At 31.8% G+C, this 15,471-nt stretch carries 24 protein-coding genes; 6 read left to right on the top strand and 18 right to left on the bottom strand.

Going from position 1 to position 15,471, the window contains the following annotated elements; translation table 11 throughout:
- Nucleotides 1-350: 350 nt before the first annotated feature.
- The 6 genes from trpA to ACQY2P_RS03380 are packed head-to-tail and all read right to left on the bottom strand — an operon-like array spanning nucleotide 351 to nucleotide 6,082.
- Complete coding sequence (gene trpA, locus ACQY2P_RS03405) at nucleotides 351-1,157, bottom strand: tryptophan synthase subunit alpha (RefSeq protein ID WP_428327003.1); 807 nt, start codon at nucleotides 1,155-1,157, stop codon at nucleotides 351-353.
- Entirely contained in the window at nucleotides 1,144-2,331 is a 1,188-nt protein-coding gene (gene trpB / locus ACQY2P_RS03400) for a tryptophan synthase subunit beta (protein ID WP_428327002.1), read from the bottom strand. Before trpB ends, trpA begins: the two co-directional genes overlap by 14 nt.
- The gene (locus ACQY2P_RS03395) at nucleotides 2,328-3,104 is read right to left on the bottom strand and encodes an indole-3-glycerol phosphate synthase TrpC (protein WP_428327001.1); all 777 of its coding nucleotides are present in this window, start codon (nucleotides 3,102-3,104) and stop codon (nucleotides 2,328-2,330) included. The genes trpB and ACQY2P_RS03395 overlap by 4 nt, the downstream gene beginning before the upstream one ends.
- Nucleotides 3,097-4,143, bottom strand: coding sequence for an anthranilate phosphoribosyltransferase (gene trpD, locus ACQY2P_RS03390; RefSeq protein ID WP_428327000.1), 1,047 nt, complete (start codon nucleotides 4,141-4,143; stop codon nucleotides 3,097-3,099). The genes ACQY2P_RS03395 and trpD overlap by 8 nt, the downstream gene beginning before the upstream one ends.
- The gene (locus tag ACQY2P_RS03385; protein WP_428326999.1) at nucleotides 4,140-4,736 is read right to left on the bottom strand and encodes an anthranilate synthase component II; all 597 of its coding nucleotides are present in this window, start codon (nucleotides 4,734-4,736) and stop codon (nucleotides 4,140-4,142) included. Before ACQY2P_RS03385 ends, trpD begins: the two co-directional genes overlap by 4 nt.
- Complete coding sequence (locus ACQY2P_RS03380; RefSeq protein WP_428326998.1) at nucleotides 4,733-6,082, bottom strand: anthranilate synthase component I family protein; 1,350 nt, start codon at nucleotides 6,080-6,082, stop codon at nucleotides 4,733-4,735. The genes ACQY2P_RS03385 and ACQY2P_RS03380 overlap by 4 nt, the downstream gene beginning before the upstream one ends.
- A 151-nt stretch (nucleotides 6,083-6,233) precedes the next feature.
- Between ACQY2P_RS03380 and ACQY2P_RS03375 the strand changes: the two genes are divergently transcribed.
- Complete coding sequence (locus ACQY2P_RS03375) at nucleotides 6,234-6,422, top strand: hypothetical protein (protein ID WP_428326997.1); 189 nt, start codon at nucleotides 6,234-6,236, stop codon at nucleotides 6,420-6,422.
- A 77-nt stretch (nucleotides 6,423-6,499) separates the two neighbouring features.
- Here ACQY2P_RS03375 and ACQY2P_RS03370 read toward each other — a convergent pair whose 3' ends face one another.
- The 4 genes from ACQY2P_RS03370 to ACQY2P_RS03355 all read right to left on the bottom strand — a co-directional run bounded on the left by ACQY2P_RS03370 (nucleotide 6,500) and on the right by ACQY2P_RS03355 (nucleotide 8,736).
- Nucleotides 6,500-7,528, bottom strand: a complete 1,029-nt coding sequence (locus ACQY2P_RS03370; RefSeq protein WP_428326996.1) for a hypothetical protein — start codon at nucleotides 7,526-7,528, stop codon at nucleotides 6,500-6,502.
- Nucleotides 7,529-7,758: 230 nt separating this feature from the next.
- Complete coding sequence (locus ACQY2P_RS03365) at nucleotides 7,759-8,088, bottom strand: hypothetical protein (protein WP_428326995.1); 330 nt, start codon at nucleotides 8,086-8,088, stop codon at nucleotides 7,759-7,761.
- A gap of 16 nt (nucleotides 8,089-8,104) precedes the next feature.
- Complete coding sequence (locus tag ACQY2P_RS03360; protein WP_428326994.1) at nucleotides 8,105-8,323, bottom strand: hypothetical protein; 219 nt, start codon at nucleotides 8,321-8,323, stop codon at nucleotides 8,105-8,107.
- A 215-nt stretch (nucleotides 8,324-8,538) separates the two neighbouring features.
- On the bottom strand, nucleotides 8,539-8,736 hold the full coding sequence (locus tag ACQY2P_RS03355; RefSeq protein WP_428326993.1) for a hypothetical protein: 198 nt from the start codon (nucleotides 8,734-8,736) through the stop codon (nucleotides 8,539-8,541).
- Between the two features lie 53 nt (nucleotides 8,737-8,789).
- Here ACQY2P_RS03355 and ACQY2P_RS03350 point away from each other — a divergent pair, with 53 nt between their 5' ends.
- Together ACQY2P_RS03350 and ACQY2P_RS03345 are read left to right on the top strand one after the other, a co-directional pair.
- A complete protein-coding gene (locus ACQY2P_RS03350) occupies nucleotides 8,790-9,191 on the top strand; it encodes a hypothetical protein (RefSeq protein WP_428326992.1) in 402 nt (133 codons plus the stop codon).
- Nucleotides 9,192-9,226: 35 nt separating this feature from the next.
- Entirely contained in the window at nucleotides 9,227-9,898 is a 672-nt protein-coding gene (locus ACQY2P_RS03345) for a PD-(D/E)XK nuclease family protein (RefSeq protein WP_428326991.1), read from the top strand.
- Nucleotides 9,899-9,972: 74 nt separating this feature from the next.
- Here ACQY2P_RS03345 and ACQY2P_RS03340 read toward each other — a convergent pair whose 3' ends face one another.
- Nucleotides 9,973-10,167, bottom strand: coding sequence for a hypothetical protein (locus ACQY2P_RS03340; protein ID WP_428326990.1), 195 nt, complete (start codon nucleotides 10,165-10,167; stop codon nucleotides 9,973-9,975).
- 388 nt (nucleotides 10,168-10,555) lie between these two features.
- Nucleotides 10,556-10,867 carry a hypothetical protein gene (locus ACQY2P_RS03335; protein WP_428326989.1) on the bottom strand — a complete coding sequence of 104 codons (312 nt, stop codon included), beginning with the start codon at nucleotides 10,865-10,867 and terminating at the stop codon, nucleotides 10,556-10,558.
- Nucleotides 10,868-10,973: 106 nt separating this feature from the next.
- On the opposite strand from ACQY2P_RS03335, the gene ACQY2P_RS03330 reads away from it, so the two are divergent.
- The gene (locus ACQY2P_RS03330) at nucleotides 10,974-11,381 is read left to right on the top strand and encodes a hypothetical protein (protein WP_428326988.1); all 408 of its coding nucleotides are present in this window, start codon (nucleotides 10,974-10,976) and stop codon (nucleotides 11,379-11,381) included.
- 65 nt (nucleotides 11,382-11,446) lie between these two features.
- On the opposite strand, the gene ACQY2P_RS03325 is transcribed toward ACQY2P_RS03330, so the two are convergent.
- Both ACQY2P_RS03325 and ACQY2P_RS03320 read right to left on the bottom strand, forming a co-directional pair.
- Nucleotides 11,447-11,971, bottom strand: a complete 525-nt coding sequence (locus tag ACQY2P_RS03325) for a hypothetical protein (protein WP_428326987.1) — start codon at nucleotides 11,969-11,971, stop codon at nucleotides 11,447-11,449.
- A 43-nt stretch (nucleotides 11,972-12,014) separates the two neighbouring features.
- Nucleotides 12,015-12,224 (bottom strand): hypothetical protein, encoded by a 210-nt coding sequence (locus ACQY2P_RS03320; RefSeq protein WP_428326986.1) that lies wholly within the window; start codon nucleotides 12,222-12,224, stop codon nucleotides 12,015-12,017.
- Nucleotides 12,225-12,481: 257 nt separating this feature from the next.
- Between ACQY2P_RS03320 and ACQY2P_RS03315 the strand changes: the two genes are divergently transcribed.
- Nucleotides 12,482-12,655: a hypothetical protein gene (locus tag ACQY2P_RS03315; RefSeq protein ID WP_428326985.1), complete on the top strand. Its 174-nt coding sequence runs from the start codon at nucleotides 12,482-12,484 to the stop codon at nucleotides 12,653-12,655.
- A 22-nt stretch (nucleotides 12,656-12,677) separates the two neighbouring features.
- Here the strand turns inward: ACQY2P_RS03315 and ACQY2P_RS03310 are convergent, their stop codons facing one another.
- The gene (locus ACQY2P_RS03310; RefSeq protein ID WP_428326984.1) at nucleotides 12,678-13,028 is read right to left on the bottom strand and encodes a hypothetical protein; all 351 of its coding nucleotides are present in this window, start codon (nucleotides 13,026-13,028) and stop codon (nucleotides 12,678-12,680) included.
- Nucleotides 13,029-13,097: 69 nt separating this feature from the next.
- Between ACQY2P_RS03310 and ACQY2P_RS03305 the strand changes: the two genes are divergently transcribed.
- Nucleotides 13,098-13,334, top strand: coding sequence for a hypothetical protein (locus ACQY2P_RS03305; protein WP_428326983.1), 237 nt, complete (start codon nucleotides 13,098-13,100; stop codon nucleotides 13,332-13,334).
- A 127-nt stretch (nucleotides 13,335-13,461) separates the two neighbouring features.
- On the opposite strand, the gene ACQY2P_RS03300 is transcribed toward ACQY2P_RS03305, so the two are convergent.
- From ACQY2P_RS03300 to ACQY2P_RS03290, 3 genes are all read right to left on the bottom strand, one after another.
- Nucleotides 13,462-13,824 carry a hypothetical protein gene (locus tag ACQY2P_RS03300; protein WP_428326982.1) on the bottom strand — a complete coding sequence of 121 codons (363 nt, stop codon included), beginning with the start codon at nucleotides 13,822-13,824 and terminating at the stop codon, nucleotides 13,462-13,464.
- Between the two features lie 592 nt (nucleotides 13,825-14,416).
- A complete protein-coding gene (locus ACQY2P_RS03295; RefSeq protein ID WP_428326981.1) occupies nucleotides 14,417-14,878 on the bottom strand; it encodes a hypothetical protein in 462 nt (153 codons plus the stop codon).
- A 67-nt stretch (nucleotides 14,879-14,945) separates the two neighbouring features.
- Nucleotides 14,946-15,179: a hypothetical protein gene (locus ACQY2P_RS03290; protein ID WP_428324146.1), complete on the bottom strand. Its 234-nt coding sequence runs from the start codon at nucleotides 15,177-15,179 to the stop codon at nucleotides 14,946-14,948.
- Between the last annotated feature and the right edge of the window lie 292 nt (nucleotides 15,180-15,471).

The raw sequence follows: 15,471 nt of genomic DNA, 5'->3' as shown, positions 1-15,471 counted from the left end.
ACTAGTTTTGATTATTCTTTTGATTAGATTCTATCAATATGCTTAAGTTACTTGATTTTCTAACTTGATTATGGGATTTAAGAAAACTCTTGCAAAATTTTGTGTGATGAAAAAAGTAAGAGACAAAGCAAATGAACCAGACGAATCTGACGAAAAATAATTTAATTTCACAACTATACAATTGTAAAAAAATTTGTTAATTTTTGGACAGTTTTTCATTTTTTAGATAATGGATTTTTTATTTTTCTTTCACTATACTATTCTGAGAACATCTAGTGGGTGGTCATAACTGAAATCGAGTTTCCCCTCAATGCCAGTTTGTAAACTTGGCCACCTTACTTAGACGGTTCTTATTTTTTCTGCAATGTTTGTCTTTTTAGTGATTTTGTAAATTCAGCTATTTTTGATTCTAATTTGTTTTGAGGAGTTTTTTCAATTAATTTCAAGAAAGCACTGCCAACAATTACTCCATCTGCTCCTGCCTTGATGTATTTTTTTACATCTTCTGGTGTTGAAACTCCAAATCCTACCCCCACTGGAATTTTGCCTTTGGTTTGTTTTTTGACATTTTTGATTGCATCTATGGTGTAATTCTTAATCTCTGTTTTTACGCCTGTAGTTCCATATACTGCAACTAGGTACAAGAAACCGGATGATGCTTTAGCAATTTTTTGAATCCTAATCTTGCTTGTGTTGGGTGATATCAGGAATATTGTATCTGCATTATTTTTTGCAGCTTGCAGATAATCTCTTGATTCTTCTACAGACATGTCTGGTAGAATGAATCCGTCAATTCCTGCTTTTTTAGCCTCTGTTATGAATTTTGAATATCCTTTGTGGTATAGAATATTGGTATATGTCATCAATACTAGAGGAATATCTGTCTCTTTTCTGATTTTTTTTACTAGCGCAAAGAATTTGTCTATCTTTGTGCCTTTTTCAAGGGATATTGTGCTTGCATTTTGAATAACCGGTCCATCTGCCAGAGGATCTGAAAATGGAAATCCTAACTCAATAATGTCTGCCCCTCCTTTGACTAATCCTCTTACAACTGAAATGGTTGACTTTTCATTTGGAAAACCTGCCATAATATATGAAATCAAGGCTTTTTCTTTTCTTGTTTGCAACTCTGCAAACTTTTCTTTAATCTTTGACATTTTTACTCAGATAATTTTGAACCTCTTCTACGTCTTTGTCTCCTCTTCCAGAAAGTGTAACTACGATTGATTCGGATTTTTTACTCTTTCTTGCAACTTTGATTGCCTCTGCAATTGCATGAGCTGATTCTAAAGCTGGGATAATTCCTTCTGTTCTTGTTAACATTAGAAATGCATCAATTACTTCTGTATCTGTTGCTGCGCGATATTTTACTCGTTTAGTATCTTTGAAATAGGAATGTTCAGGTCCAACCCCTGGATAGTCTAATCCTGCTGAAATACTATGTGTCTCTGTAATTTGCCCTTCTTTGTCTTGAAGTAGATATGTCATCATTCCATGAAGAACGCCTTTACTTCCAGCTGAAAGTGTTGCTGAATGTTTCTTTGATTTTAATCCATGACCTGCAGCTTCAACTCCAATAATTTCTGCATTAGAATCTACAAGTGGATAAAATGTTCCAATTGCATTAGAACCTCCACCAACACATGCAATAACACTGTCTGGTGTTTTGTTTAGTTTCTTCATTTGTGATTTTATTTCATTTCCAATCACACTTTGAAAATCCCTAACCATTACTGGGTATGGATGAGGTCCTACTGCTGAACCAAGTAAATAATACGTAGTCTCTACATTTGTTATCCAATCTCTGATTGCCTCGTTGATTGCATCTTTGAGTGTCTTTGAGCCTGATTTTACTGGGTGAACCTTTGATCCAAGTAAATTCATTCGAAATACGTTTAGTTTTTGCCTGATAGTGTCTTTGTAGCCCATGTATACTTCTGCTTTCATTCCTAATGCTGCGCATGCCATTGCAGTTGCAACTCCATGTTGACCTGCCCCAGTTTCTGCAATGATTCTTTTCTTTTTCATTTTTTTTGCAAGAAGTGCTTGTCCTAATGTGTTGTTAATTTTATGAGCTCCTCCGTGTAACAGGTCTTCTCTTTTTAGATAGATCTTTGCACCTCCAAGTTTCTCTGACAGATTTTTTGCATAGTATAGTGGGGTTGGACGACCTGCGTAAACTTTGAGATAGTAATCTAATTCTTTTTTAAAATTTTTGTCATTTTTGAATTTCAGATAATTCTCTTCCAACTCTTCAATTGCTGGAACTAGAGTTTCTGGAATGTATTTTCCACCAAACTCTCCGAATCTACCATTTTTTGGATATTTCAATATGCATTCACCAATTTTCTTACCTGTTCTTCAATGTTGTTACTTTTCATTATGCTTGATCCTATTAGAAATGCATCTGCCCCACACTTTTTTAGATATTGGATATCTTCAGGTGTATCTATTCCACTTTCAGATAGTATTGGTCTGGTCTTGTCTATTCCTGATAATATTGTTTCAGTTGTTTTAAGGTCAATTTCTAACGTATCTAGATTTCTGTTGTTGATTCCAATCAAATCTGCTTCTGTTTTTAATGCATTTTCAAATTCTTGTTTGGTGTGTACTTCTAGTAAAATTTGGAGTCCTTGCTTATGTCCATATGCAATAAACTCATCAATATCTTTGAGATAATTTTGATCAAACAATGATTGAATAACTAACATAAAGTCTGCCCCAATCTTTTTTGCTGCATCTATCTGCACTTTTTCAATCATAATGTCTTTCATCAGCATTGGGACATCTACTGCTTGTCTTACTTTCATGAAGTATTCTGGAGATCCGTTGAATAGATGTGGCTGAGTTAGTACTGATAATGCCTTTGAGCCTCCTGCTATCATTTGGGATGCTATGCTTACTGGGTCTGTGATTGTTCTAATTTTGCCTAGAGATGGTGATGAGAATTTTACTTCTGTGAGTAGTGGTGCATGTCCGCTTGTCTTGATGATTTGAATAAAATCTTTGTTTGATTTTTCTAAATTAGATTCTATTTCATATACGCCATCATCAATTGCCATTCGTGAATTGTTTACTAATTTTCTAAGAATATTTTCAGCCATTAGTAACCTCCTTTAACTTTGAAATGTCTCCTGTGTCTTGTACAAATTTCTCCAATAATGAGAATGCTTTACCATCTTTAATTATGTTTAATGCAAGTTCTACTGCCTCTTCAAAATTGTTTGAAATGTTTGCAACAATTAATCCCCCAGCTGCATTGAGTACTGTTGTTTCAATCATTGCTTGGTTTGCAGTATTGTTCAAAACCCCTACAAATGATTTTATTGCATCTTCTTTAGTCTGGATTTGAATATCTTTTAATGATGATTTGTGTAATCCGACAACTTCAGGATCAATTGCATTCATCAGAACTTTTTCATCTCTTAAAATACATACTCTGTTAGTTGAACTAGTGGAAAATTCATCCATTCCGTCATCTGAGCGTACTGTCATTATGTTTTCTGCACCTTTTCTTTTCAATATCTTTGGCAATCTGTCAAGATATTCTATTGAAAAAACTCCTACTAGTTGATTTTTTACTCCTGCAGGATTTGATAATGGTCCAAGTAAATTAAATGCAGTTCTTTTTCCTAACTGTTTTCTTGCTGTAGAGACATGTTTCATTGCAGGATGAAACTTCTGTGCAAACATAAAGCAAATATTGTGTTTTTCTAAAACTCCTGCAATTTGAGGTGGTTCTAAATTCAAATCATATCCAAAATATTCAAAAATATCTGCACTACCTGATATTCCTGAACTAGAACGATTTCCATGCTTTGCTACGATTCCTCCTGCGGCTGCTACTACAAATGATGCTGTGGTGGATATGTTGAATGTCTGAAGTTTGTCTCCTCCTGTCCCACACATGTCAATAATAGTTCCAGCATTTTTAGGCTCAATTTTTAGTGAGAATTCCTGCATTTTATCTAGCATTCCTAGTAATTCATCATCTGTTTCTCCTTTATCTGCTAGATTTGATAGAAAATCTGCATTTTCAGAATCACTTGTCTTTCCAGAAAGAACATCTGCCATCACTTGATTCATTTCTTCATATGTGAGATTTGTTTTTTCTTGTAGTTTTGAAATTAATTCTACGATCATTTCTTTTTCTCCTTCACTTGATCAATAAAGTTTGATAGAATTTTTTTGCCATCTTCTGTCATGATTGATTCTGGATGAAATTGTACTCCTTGAATTAGATAGTCTTTGTGTTCTATTGCCATGATTTCTCCATCGTCTGATGCAGTAGCTGTAACCTTTAGAACTTCTGGAACTATTGTTTTATCTCCAACTAGACTGTGATAACGTGTTGCTCTAAATGGGTTTTTTACATCTTTGAACAACTTTGAATTAATGTGATCCACGGGACTTGTCTTCCCATGTCTAACACATCCCGCGTTAGTCACCTTTCCTCCAAATGCATCAATTATTCCTTGATGTCCTAGACAAACTCCTAGTATGGGTGTACTTGAACCAATGTCTTTAATCACATCACTACACACTCCAAAGTATTTCTTGTCTTCGGGTGTTCCTGGACCTGGAGAAATAATTATTGCATCATAATTTTTTTCTTGAATTTCCTTTAGAGTAATCTTGTCATTTCTAATCACATCACAGTCTACCCCCAACTCTCCCAAATATTGTGCAATGTTGTAAACAAATGAATCGTAATTATCTATGATTAAAAATTTCATGATGATGCCTCCTTTAGTGCTTGTAACATTGCACCTGCTTTATGCTCTGTTTCTTTAAACTCATTTTCTGGGATAGAATCTGAAACAATTCCTGCCCCTGATTGAACAAATCCTTTTTTATCTTCAATGAATATACTTCTAATTGCAATTGCAAAATCACAACATCCATTATATGAGAAATATCCTACTGCTCCTGCATATGGGCCTCTGGCTTCAGTCTCTAACTCATCAATAATCTCCATGGCTCTGACTTTGGGTGCTCCTGATACTGTTCCTGCTGGAAATACTGCCTGAAATGCATCAAACATGTCATTTTCAGGCGCCAAATTGCCTACTACATGACTTACTATGTGTTGAACATGACTGAATCGTTTTATCTCCATTAATGACTCTGGATGTACTGTACCATATTTGCAGACTCGACCAATATCATTTCGTCCTAAATCTACTAACATCGTATGTTCTGCTAGTTCTTTTTCATCATGAATTAATTCTTCTGCTAATTGTTTATTCTTCTCTTCATTATCTGTGATTTTTCGTGTTCCTGCAATGGGGAATGTTTCTACTTTGTCATCTGTAATTCTAACTAACATTTCAGGTGATGCACCAATTATCGTTTTGTTGTCTTGTTTTAGATGATACATGTATGGTGATGGATTTAATTTTCGTAATGTTTTGTAAAGTGTTAAGTCGTCTCCATCTGTATTAAATGCAAATTTACGAGACAATACCACTTGGAAAATATCCCCATCATGAATGTACTCTTTTGCTTTGTTTACAATTTCTGAAAATTTTGTTTTGTCCATGTTTGGTATTACTTCACTTGAATGAAATTCTCCAAACTCATCATCACTCATAATTAATTTATCAAATCTATTTTCATCATGATAAAAATAAAATAATTTTTTGTGTACATTATCATACAATAACCCATCATCATAAATTCCAAATTCCATTAATGGTTGAGGTGAATCATGAGTATCTGGAATATCTTCTACCATTCTAATTGCATCGTAATTTACTACTCCTACTGCCCCTCCGAGATATCTGTAACTTTGATCATCTGATTTTCCAAGTAATTTTTTCAACTCTGAAAATGGGCCATTAGTTTGTATGATCTTTATTTCTCCATCTTGAATTATCTCCACTTTATCTGAATATCCCTTGAGAATTATTTTGGGGTCAAAACCCATTACTGATGTTTCAGCTAAAACTTCAGGACCTGTAAGTGACTCAAATAGAAATGAATGTGAATAATTTCTTGAAATTTTATTGTAAATCTGAAATTGGTTTTCAGATAAATCTAGGGGTATTACTTTTGCTTGAGCCTTTCCAAAGGTGTCCACCCATAAACAAAATTCTAGTGGTTTATTATTTAAATTGTAAAGTAGGTTTTGTTAGCACAATTTTTGTCTAAATTGGCTTATCTTACAGGCTCATCATGGTTACCGTATAGTACGGTACCTTTATAGGATGGTTGATCGTAGTATAGTTACCATGCAGGGGGTAAATCAAGCAATTATGCAGGACATGCAAATTCTCAAAAAACAAGGTATTCAGACTTCAGTAAGCAAAGTAGAGTGTTATGTATGCGGAAAAGGGTTGGAAGATGGCCATTCTATTGCCGCAAAAACTTTGCCAAATGGAACTGTGCTTTTTTGTGACGTCCATTATTCATTACAGTAAAACAAGAAAAGCGAGATTATTCTAGTAATTTCGTTTTTCTTCTCCTATTTCTCAAAAACAACCTTGGTTTGTTGACGTTATGCATTATTTGATATCGTGTACGTAGTTACAGTTTCTAGATATTCTGCATTTAGAAAATATGTTTTTTCTTCTGGATTCATTTCAACTGGCAAATAAAATGTTCCATTATCTAGACTTCTGACTTTTACATGTTGAATTTCCTTGTCTAGATTTGTTACATATTTTATATCAATTCTAACGTCTCTTGGAAATCCTGTACCTTCAAACGATACAATATCGTTACCATTTTGACGGTCTGTACGTAATGTTATTTTTGGTCCTACGTTCTCTAATTCTATGTTTAAAATCTCTGACTCATTTAATTTCACGTCAGATTTTCCTGGTTCATCTTTCTCTACATGATCATAAATTTCACTTACTATATCATTAAGCAAATCATAATGTTCAATTTTGACTTCATGATTATTCATTAATTGAAAAATTTTTTGAAACTTTTGTTCAATTACATATTTCATTTCTAAAGGAATTTCATTAGTATTTTCAAAATACATGTGTGCTCTTATTGCCATAGTATCCGCATGTTGTTTTTTTAATATTGATTCAATACCTCCTACCTCTTGAGATTCGATATATTCAGTTTTTACCGATTCTAATAATAACATCACAACAACTAATCTGAAGGATTTATCATCATTTAGATCAGTTGTAATTAAATCTGCACCTGAATTCAATAATGGAAACAGCTTTTTTGCATGTTCAATAAACACTGCTTTTTCATCAATACCGCTATTTTGTATTTCTAATAATGTTTGTTTTAATTCATTTTGATAATCAGTGTGTTCTGAATAATATTTTTTCATAACTTCCAAATTGTGTTTTAGAATATGTTCAAAATGCATATTGCTCAACTCGTTATAGATTCCATTTTTTCCAAAATTATCGTATATTGCAATCATATGAGCTATAACTTTTTGAGATTCAACGGCATATGCAACTTTTTCATTGTATGTGAATTCTTCTGCATATGTTTCTAAAACACTCCCAATAGCTATGAACATCATAATGATGGCAAAGAATACCTTCATACCATTCCCAAAAATGGGAATTGTATTTAAATCTGATCGATCGTTATCTGATCAGTTATATCATTAAATCTTTAAAAAACTAAATATTTTTTTAAAATTATGGTCATATTTTAAACGTCTAAATTCAGATTAATTCATTAATTATCTAATTGCATTCATAATCAGAATTTTTGACATGAATATTTTTGTGGATAAATATTGTGCTGCTCACTTGTAATGTTCTTAATTTTCTAAATCCCATGTTTTTTTCGATGAGCATTTTTCCATGCTGTTGCAACATCTCTTTCTTCTTTGGTTATGTCAATATCTAATGGTGGCTCTGGTAAAGCTCCATACTTTGTCAATACTTTACGGTATTTTCTATAATACGCTTCAATTTCTTCTAATAACAATTGTACTAACTCTTGAATTTTTTTTGCTTCTTTATCCATTTCCATATCATGTAATTTGTTTGCCTTTTTTTGAGTAATTTTCATTTGTTTAAGTCTTCGATTGTATTCTGCAAGTATTCTTAATTCTGTATTCTCTTCCACTGATTTTGAATCTTTTTTAAATTTCATAATTTTCTAACCTCATTTATCTTGATTCTATTTTTTTTATCTCTTTTTTGATTTTTTCAATATTTTCTGTCCATATTTTTATCATTTTTCTAGAGTTTTCAAGTTCTTTCACGTTGTCTGTATTTTTAATTTTTTCAAGTTTTTCCATTTCATGAATATATTTTTTCAAAGTCTCTTCTGCTGATACAAGCTTCTTTTTTTGAAAGTCTAGAACTTTTTTTGATATGAAATTCATTGATCCTTATCTGGAGTATTCATTAAAAAATCAATTCTTTCAAAAAATTCCTTTTGAGCCTATATCTACTACTTTTTACCCCCACCTGTGTTCCATTTGCAGATGATCTTCTAATTTTCTAGGAGTTCTCAAAACAACATTGCAAATGAGGCATCTGTAACTCAAGGAGATTATTATGCTGCTTTTAGTTTAAAATCCAAGGTTATTGTGAAAAATTACTCCTCATCAACAGTCCTGTTATATTCTTCTACTTTTTTGTTATACTCTTCAATCTCTTTATTTTCTCCATCTGTGTCATCAAAAAATTCTGGATTTTCTTCTTGTGCTTTTTTCATTAATTTTGCAAATGTTTCTGGATCATCTTTTTGTAATTCTAGTAAGATTTTTCCAATTGAATCATCTAGATTACTCACAAATTTACTGAAAAATCGTGATACTTAACAATACTGTGATTCTTTGATAGAGTGTGCCTCTAGATAAGATGACTAATACTGAAGATTTTATCCCTACTCACAAATCTATTATTCTACATCTTCAAGGAAAACCTGTTGCATGCATAATTGACACTCAAAATAATTATGATGAGATAAAGGACAACTCTTCTCTTCGAGCCAGTCTCACTGGATTTTTGAACAAAGATGATGAACTTGGTCTTATGATGGGGTTTCAATTAAAAATAAAGACTGATGAGCAGTTTCTCCAATTCACAGTATATCCTAACGATGAGTTTATTGAAACTGTAATTTTTGATGAACAAATCTTCATGATAAACGAAAAAATGGATCCTCTTTTTCATTTGAAAATCAACACGGATCAGTTTGTAAAAACAAAATCTGAATTTGATAAATTCCAAAAGATGATCAAATGACTTAGCATTAAATTACTAGTATTCTAAATTAATTCATGCCTAATTTTGCTCAAATGCTAAAGATAAGAGAGCCTACACTACTTGACCGAGAAGATGGACATTGGTATCAAACAAAATTTGATAAAATTTATCCCTCAATAAACACCATTTTGTCTGCAACTGCTCCTGAAGAAAAGAAAAACGGATTAACTTCTTGGAAAGAAAATGAACCTGCTCATGAATACATTACAGCACAATCTCAACATATTGGAACTCAATCCCATCAAATAATTGAAGATTATTTGAGTAGAAATCTAAATTTAGAAGAATTTGATTTACTCCCTATTGCTCACTTTCATAATCTAAAACCCTACTTAGAAAATATCTCAGATGTTACATGCATTGAACAAAGAATGTATTCTGATAAACTAAAGGTTGCAGGAACTAGTGATCTTATTGCAAAATACAATGGGGAATTGTCTATTATTGACTATAAAACAAAAAGAAAACCTCAAGTTGATGAATACATGTATGAATACTATTTACAAACCACCTGTTATGCTCAAATGTTTCATGAAGTGACAGGTCAAAAAATTAATCAGGTAGTAATACTTGTCAGTAGTGAAAAGAACACTCGTCAAGAATTTGTTAAGCCATGTGCTGATTATCTTGAACCCCTACATGAACGACTAGACAAATATTATCTAAACAACGAAGTGATGTCATGAAATCTTGGATGCCTCCTGCAATTCTGATAGTCATCTTGTCTGGAGTTTTAATTTACATGTCTTATGGAAAATAATTATTCTCTAGAACACCCACATTTCACATAAACAACTTTGAATTCTCCATCACTCTTTATGTTGTGAGACATTGGCTTTCTACAATGTTGGCACTCTGTAAATCCATGATATTCTTCAACTGGAACCACTTTGTATTGCCATGATTTTGATTTCTCATCCCAATACACCGAATTTATCTCAGTTGGATTTTCCATGACTGTGTCTCTGGTTTGACAATATTTGAGAATTTCTAGGCTCAATCTAACTATATAGAATCATAGAATGTCATAGTTCCTTTACTGAAGATCTATTTACTTTGAAAATCAAGTGTTATCATGAAATACGAAGAATTTGATTTCATCGAATGTTATGATGACGATGATTATGATTTCGATGACGATTAGTTAGTTTTCTTAACTAATCATTAATTTCTTGAAAAAGATCTTCTATGAATTTGATGCTCTCCTCTAGTCTAGCATATTCTTCTTGACAATCTCGAATGAAAGTGTAATTTGGAGAACCATTCATTATCTCAAAATCAAAGTTTGATAATAAAAACAATCTTAGAATTTCCCAAATATGGCACAAAAATATTTTGAAGATCTAATTTTTTAATTTGTTTTTAGGCCTTTTTCGAGGATTTTTCTCATAGTATTTCTCAACATTATCGTTCCATTCTTTGTTTTCTGGCAATCGTGAACGTGGATGAGGTCTTTTCCCTTTTTTTGATAAAAGATCACTGTTCTCCTCGTAAAATCTGTCAATTTCTGTAATTAACACATCAAGAAATTTTGATGCGTCTTTTGCTTCTTGACTTTTAGGATCTCTGTGAGATAATATTGATTTTACAAGCGTATCTACTCTTGCAGTCTTTATTTTGTACTCATATCGAATCCTATTTTCAAATGTGATCATTAGGATTTCTAGTATGATCCACTTGTGTATATTCATTTCATTTTGGAATGGTTTTGTGCTTGATTCTTACCCTCTAGTTTAAATCTACAAAATTAATAAAAATGTCGTGTCTGAAAATTCTAATTTTGAATTATTTGAAAAAATAAGCAAAAAATATTTTCTAGAAATAGAACAAAATGTTCCTCACATTCAACAAACTTTGTTTGATTTACAAAATGAATATTACAAACTGTGGAAAAACTATGTAACTTCTCAACTTTCTCTTCAAAAAGAATTTTTCAATAAATCTGGGTTTAATTACTCATTTCCTGATGATACAAAAAACATAATTGAAAATATGTCTGATGAGACAATAAAATTCCGTTCAATATTCCATAAAATGACAATTGCAAATATTGAACAAGGTAAAGATTATGCAAAAACATTGAATGATAATTCAGATACTTTTGTTAATCTGAATAAAAAGATCATGCAAAACTGGATTTCAATGTTTAACCCAAATCAACGTACTTAATCTGAAAAAGTCTATTATTGCACAATTTTGATTGAATTCTTAGATGCTATTGTAAAATCCCAGGTTTAGATTTTTGACAAAATTTTCTTTTTTGTTTCTTGAAATTCTTTTGCGGTGATTAATCCTTGTTTTTTTAATTCTCCAAGTTTTTCTAGTTCTTCCAAGTGTTTTTGCGTGGAAGTCATCAGTCTTTTTGAAATTTTCTTCTTAACTGTACCTGATTTTGCAGATTTTTTGAGTTTGGTGGTAAGATTTGCTTTCTTTTTTGATATCACTTGGCTAATCTCAAATCCCTTCTTTTTTGCATGTTTGATAATTTCATCTGATTTTTGTTTGGTAACGTCATCAACAAGTTTGTGACTTTTTGCCATTTTACCTAATTCTTGGGTTTTTCTGCGTGCTAGTCTGCTTTGATATTTTAAATCCTTGATTATCTCATTTTTTGTCTTTTTCTTGAAGCGCCTGGTATATTCCTCAATTACTAGGATTGGAAATGGGCTGTACTCTACATCTAGATAATATTTGATTATTGTATCATCTGGTAATTTTTTGAGATATTCTTTTATTGATTTTTCTGATTTTAACATCATAATTTTTTGTTACATCATTCTCTTAAAAAGATTGATTTGATGATTAAATCTCAAATCTGTTTTCTTGATATTCCTCATCATAAATTTTTTTGATTTTCTTCTCATCAAATAATCCCTCAAGAATTTTTTCAATTTCTTCTTCTATCATGTTAAACCTCCTGTGAATATGCCGTATGGCTGTTGTTTCATTAATTTCTGATCTGTTTTTGATATATTCAAAAATTTTTTCTTTAATGTCAGTACCTTTATTCATAATTAACAATTGAATGAATGTTATTTTAAAATTAGTATCCAGAAATTAATGTACATTCCATAGAACAAACATTGGAGTTTGAGTTGAAATTCTTCCCGCAAACTTTACAATTTTTTTCCATGAAAAGTTTTGAAAAAATTTTCTATTAAATGCTTTGAAAATTAGTCTCTTCTAATTAGTGGAAACTAATTAGCATAACCTAATTAGTCCGTTCTAATTTTACTATGGTTTAAATTCATTTTCAACAAAAACAAGTCATGAAAGATACGTCTTGTAGAAAATGCGGTGAACAGTTACAAGTTTACAAGAAATGTAGTGTTTGTTTCAAACCTAACCAATTTACTTGTGGAAAACTCGGACACACTACAGATGAGGAAATCCATTTGCAATGCATGATGATACACATGGATCATACAATTCTTTCACATTAGATTTGAAATTTTACTTTTGAAATTATTCGTCCCAGATAGGCTGTGATTTTAGCCATGCAATCAAGTCTTTGTACAATTTACTTTTACGCATGTTTAGGACTCCGATTTCAAGATTAGTTGAGGATTTTACTGTCTTAGAATAGTTTTCATATTTTGCAAAAATGATTTTATCAAGATACATCTCATTTTGCATCTCTTTTTTGGCCAATTCTTCAGACTCTGTCATTGCAAAACTGGCAAAAAGTACTCCGTCTACCCAATATGCGTGAGCTGATTCAAGTGATGACATCATGCCAATTAGATCGTCTAAATCCAGTTTGATCATATCTCGAACATAGATTTTGTCATATGGCTTATGGATAAATTCTGTCATATGGTGAATCTGTTGTGTAGTTTTATGAGTATTTGGAAATTTTATAACTGGTTTTTAACAAATTGCTTCATGGCTGAAACACCTTCAGATATTTCTGAATATGACTTGTTTATTACAGAATTTCCTAAACAGGGATATGGAATAGTAGATTATCTTCAAGGACGTGTACATTTTGCATTACTTGATCAAATGAAACTCATGCATACTTCAGGTATGACTCAAGATCAAATCAAAGAAACAATCATGGTTCGAGTTACCGAAATCATCGAAAATTTTGAACCTGAAAAAGAATCAAAAAGTCCTTGATTCCATCTTAGCAGAATCTGCCATAATGATCTTGTGGCATTTACAATAACAATTAGTATGTGGCATATCATTGTCCATTCTGTATTTGCACTCTTTTGTGTGTTCTATTCCTGACAATACCTTTACGTTATTCTTTAGTTGGGTCGCGACTAAGTATGTTTAGAACATGCTCAACAATTTGTTTTTGACCGCCTTCATGAACGTCTGTTCTTACTGTATCTGAACCCATACTAACAAAGATTAGATTGTCATCTCCTAGTGGAAATGTCATTCTTGTAATCTTTTCAAACGCTGCTACTGCATACAAACCATTACCAATTTTTGGTTTGAGTTGTTTTCTTCCTTTCCAAGCTTGAGCTGCTCTTTTTAGAGATGCTTCTGTTTCTTCTTGTGACAAATAATTTGTCACGCCTTCTCGATGACTTGTAGCAAGTATGTCTCCTTCATTATCTGTGACTATGCTATGTCGTATGTTTACATCTGAATCCATTATTCTCTTTAAGAGATTTTCAAAATTCATCCAATATTATACGTCAAAATATTACTTAAGCAGTTCTGCAATTATGCTGATTTTTTGTATTCAAAATACTCTTGTATCTCTGTGTTGAGTTTTTTCATTAAATTTTCATCCGCAAAATCGGATTTTCTTAACAAATCCCACGTTTCTTCAATTCCTTGTTTTAAGACAAATAACGTTCTTTTGTCATCACAATGCATATTCTTGCTCTTTTGATTACAGAATTTATGTATTAAAATAAAAAAATCCTTAGATTGTTCTAAGGCGTTTCAATGATATTTTTTGTTTTTTTACACCAGCAGTCTGGACTGCATGAGAATTCAGGCATATCACTCTTCAGATATTAGCCATGAAAGACCAATTGCTTCTTCCCATGATGAATTGTAATTGTTATTATTCATGATTTGATATTGAAAATTTTCTATTTAACAAGAATGAACGATTCATCAGTATCAAAAATATGAACAAATTAGTAGTTATTCTTTATATGAAATTTTGATTATACTTGTTACCCGACCATAGATGGTATGATTCAAATTTTTTTGAATCCTACCATTTTTTCACTTTACAAAGTTGACATTTTTTCATAATAGTATTCTTGCTTTTTCAAATCTTTTTCATTGATAATTCTGAATTTTCTAATAGGAATTAGTTTTGATATCTCTTCATATGTGGTGATATCTATGGCATCTGCTGCAAAAGCAATTTGTAATAGTGGGGCTTTTTCTTCTATGATTGGTTTTACTTGATTGTACCCACTACTTTGTCTCATTCCTGTTCTAAACAATCCAATATGCTTGTCTGTTTTTGACACTTGAGGATCTTGATAGCAACATAATGCAAATTCATCTTCTTCTTTTTCAATAATTGTTAATCTGGTAAATTTCTCACTCCAATTTTCTATATTCTTTGAGATTTCAACAGCTTCATCTTTATCTTCAAAAACTATTGAAACTACTATTCTGTCTTTTTCATGAGCCCATGAAATTCCGTAAAAATTCTTTCTCCAGTCAATCTCAAATGACATGAAATTCCTAAAAAAATCTCACATTAATTCTTTCTATATTGTTAAGATCTTTGCAAGAAAAAAAACACTAGCATTCTTTGTCGCATTCACATTTTCTGCTTGTAAACAGATTTTTGAATGCTTCAAATCTAGATTGGGTTATTGATGGTTTTGTCCTTCCAACAATTTTGAATAATTTGATCCCAGTCTCAGAGCTAGTTCCTTTCAATGCCCATGAACCATTCTTCATAAGATATGGTTGTGGGTCTTTCATTGACACCTTTTTTCGTGCCTTGATATCGTATGCCTCTATTACTGACATGTGCCTTTATTGTAAAATTTCTATTATTAATCACAAGTGAATTTTTTCGCAGTTTCTAGTTGAAAAATCATTTTCAATTAGGCATGTAAATTTTTAATCAAATATTTCTGAGAAAAAATATTATGGAATAGTAAGCACACCTATCTCGCACTCACATTCCTCACGTTTTCCACAATATGGGCAATTGCAATCACAGTTTAGTAAAGCAACTCCGCATGTTCTACATTTGGTATATTCGGCGAAATCTTCTCTCATGATATATGGATACCATATCAAATTGATAAATCACCTG

It is taken from the genome of Candidatus Nitrosopumilus sp., from assembly GCF_965262695.1.
Classification (GTDB): domain Archaea; phylum Thermoproteota; class Nitrososphaeria; order Nitrososphaerales; family Nitrosopumilaceae; genus Nitrosopumilus.
The sequence above is the reverse complement of the archived record's forward strand: the minus strand, read 5'-3'. Positions and strand labels throughout refer to the sequence as shown.

What these genes read in the sequence shown, in the direction of transcription:
- ACQY2P_RS03310 (WP_428326984.1), bottom strand. Translation starts at nt 13,028, where the DNA reads ATGACAGAATTTATCCATAAGCCATATGACAAAATCTATGTTCGAGAT.
- ACQY2P_RS03325 (WP_428326987.1), bottom strand. Translation starts at nt 11,971, where the DNA reads ATGATGTTAAAATCAGAAAAATCAATAAAAGAATATCTCAAAAAATTA.
- ACQY2P_RS03395 (WP_428327001.1), bottom strand. Translation starts at nt 3,104, where the DNA reads ATGGCTGAAAATATTCTTAGAAAATTAGTAAACAATTCACGAATGGCA.
- ACQY2P_RS03335 (WP_428326989.1), bottom strand. Translation starts at nt 10,867, where the DNA reads ATGATCACATTTGAAAATAGGATTCGATATGAGTACAAAATAAAGACT.
- ACQY2P_RS03295 (WP_428326981.1), bottom strand. Translation starts at nt 14,878, where the DNA reads ATGTCATTTGAGATTGACTGGAGAAAGAATTTTTACGGAATTTCATGG.
- ACQY2P_RS03375 (WP_428326997.1), top strand. Translation starts at nt 6,234, where the DNA reads ATGCAGGGGGTAAATCAAGCAATTATGCAGGACATGCAAATTCTCAAA.
- ACQY2P_RS03300 (WP_428326982.1), bottom strand. Translation starts at nt 13,824, where the DNA reads ATGGATTCAGATGTAAACATACGACATAGCATAGTCACAGATAATGAA.
- ACQY2P_RS03360 (WP_428326994.1), bottom strand. Translation starts at nt 8,323, where the DNA reads ATGAATTTCATATCAAAAAAAGTTCTAGACTTTCAAAAAAAGAAGCTT.
- ACQY2P_RS03345 (WP_428326991.1), top strand. Translation starts at nt 9,227, where the DNA reads ATGCCTAATTTTGCTCAAATGCTAAAGATAAGAGAGCCTACACTACTT.
- ACQY2P_RS03290 (WP_428324146.1), bottom strand. Translation starts at nt 15,179, where the DNA reads ATGTCAGTAATAGAGGCATACGATATCAAGGCACGAAAAAAGGTGTCA.
- ACQY2P_RS03305 (WP_428326983.1), top strand. Translation starts at nt 13,098, where the DNA reads ATGGCTGAAACACCTTCAGATATTTCTGAATATGACTTGTTTATTACA.
- ACQY2P_RS03315 (WP_428326985.1), top strand. Translation starts at nt 12,482, where the DNA reads ATGAAAGATACGTCTTGTAGAAAATGCGGTGAACAGTTACAAGTTTAC.
- ACQY2P_RS03370 (WP_428326996.1), bottom strand. Translation starts at nt 7,528, where the DNA reads ATGAAGGTATTCTTTGCCATCATTATGATGTTCATAGCTATTGGGAGT.
- trpA (WP_428327003.1), bottom strand. Translation starts at nt 1,157, where the DNA reads ATGTCAAAGATTAAAGAAAAGTTTGCAGAGTTGCAAACAAGAAAAGAA.
- ACQY2P_RS03385 (WP_428326999.1), bottom strand. Translation starts at nt 4,736, where the DNA reads ATGAAATTTTTAATCATAGATAATTACGATTCATTTGTTTACAACATT.
- ACQY2P_RS03320 (WP_428326986.1), bottom strand. Translation starts at nt 12,224, where the DNA reads ATGAATAAAGGTACTGACATTAAAGAAAAAATTTTTGAATATATCAAA.
- ACQY2P_RS03340 (WP_428326990.1), bottom strand. Translation starts at nt 10,167, where the DNA reads ATGGAAAATCCAACTGAGATAAATTCGGTGTATTGGGATGAGAAATCA.
- ACQY2P_RS03365 (WP_428326995.1), bottom strand. Translation starts at nt 8,088, where the DNA reads ATGAAATTTAAAAAAGATTCAAAATCAGTGGAAGAGAATACAGAATTA.
- trpD (WP_428327000.1), bottom strand. Translation starts at nt 4,143, where the DNA reads ATGATCGTAGAATTAATTTCAAAACTACAAGAAAAAACAAATCTCACA.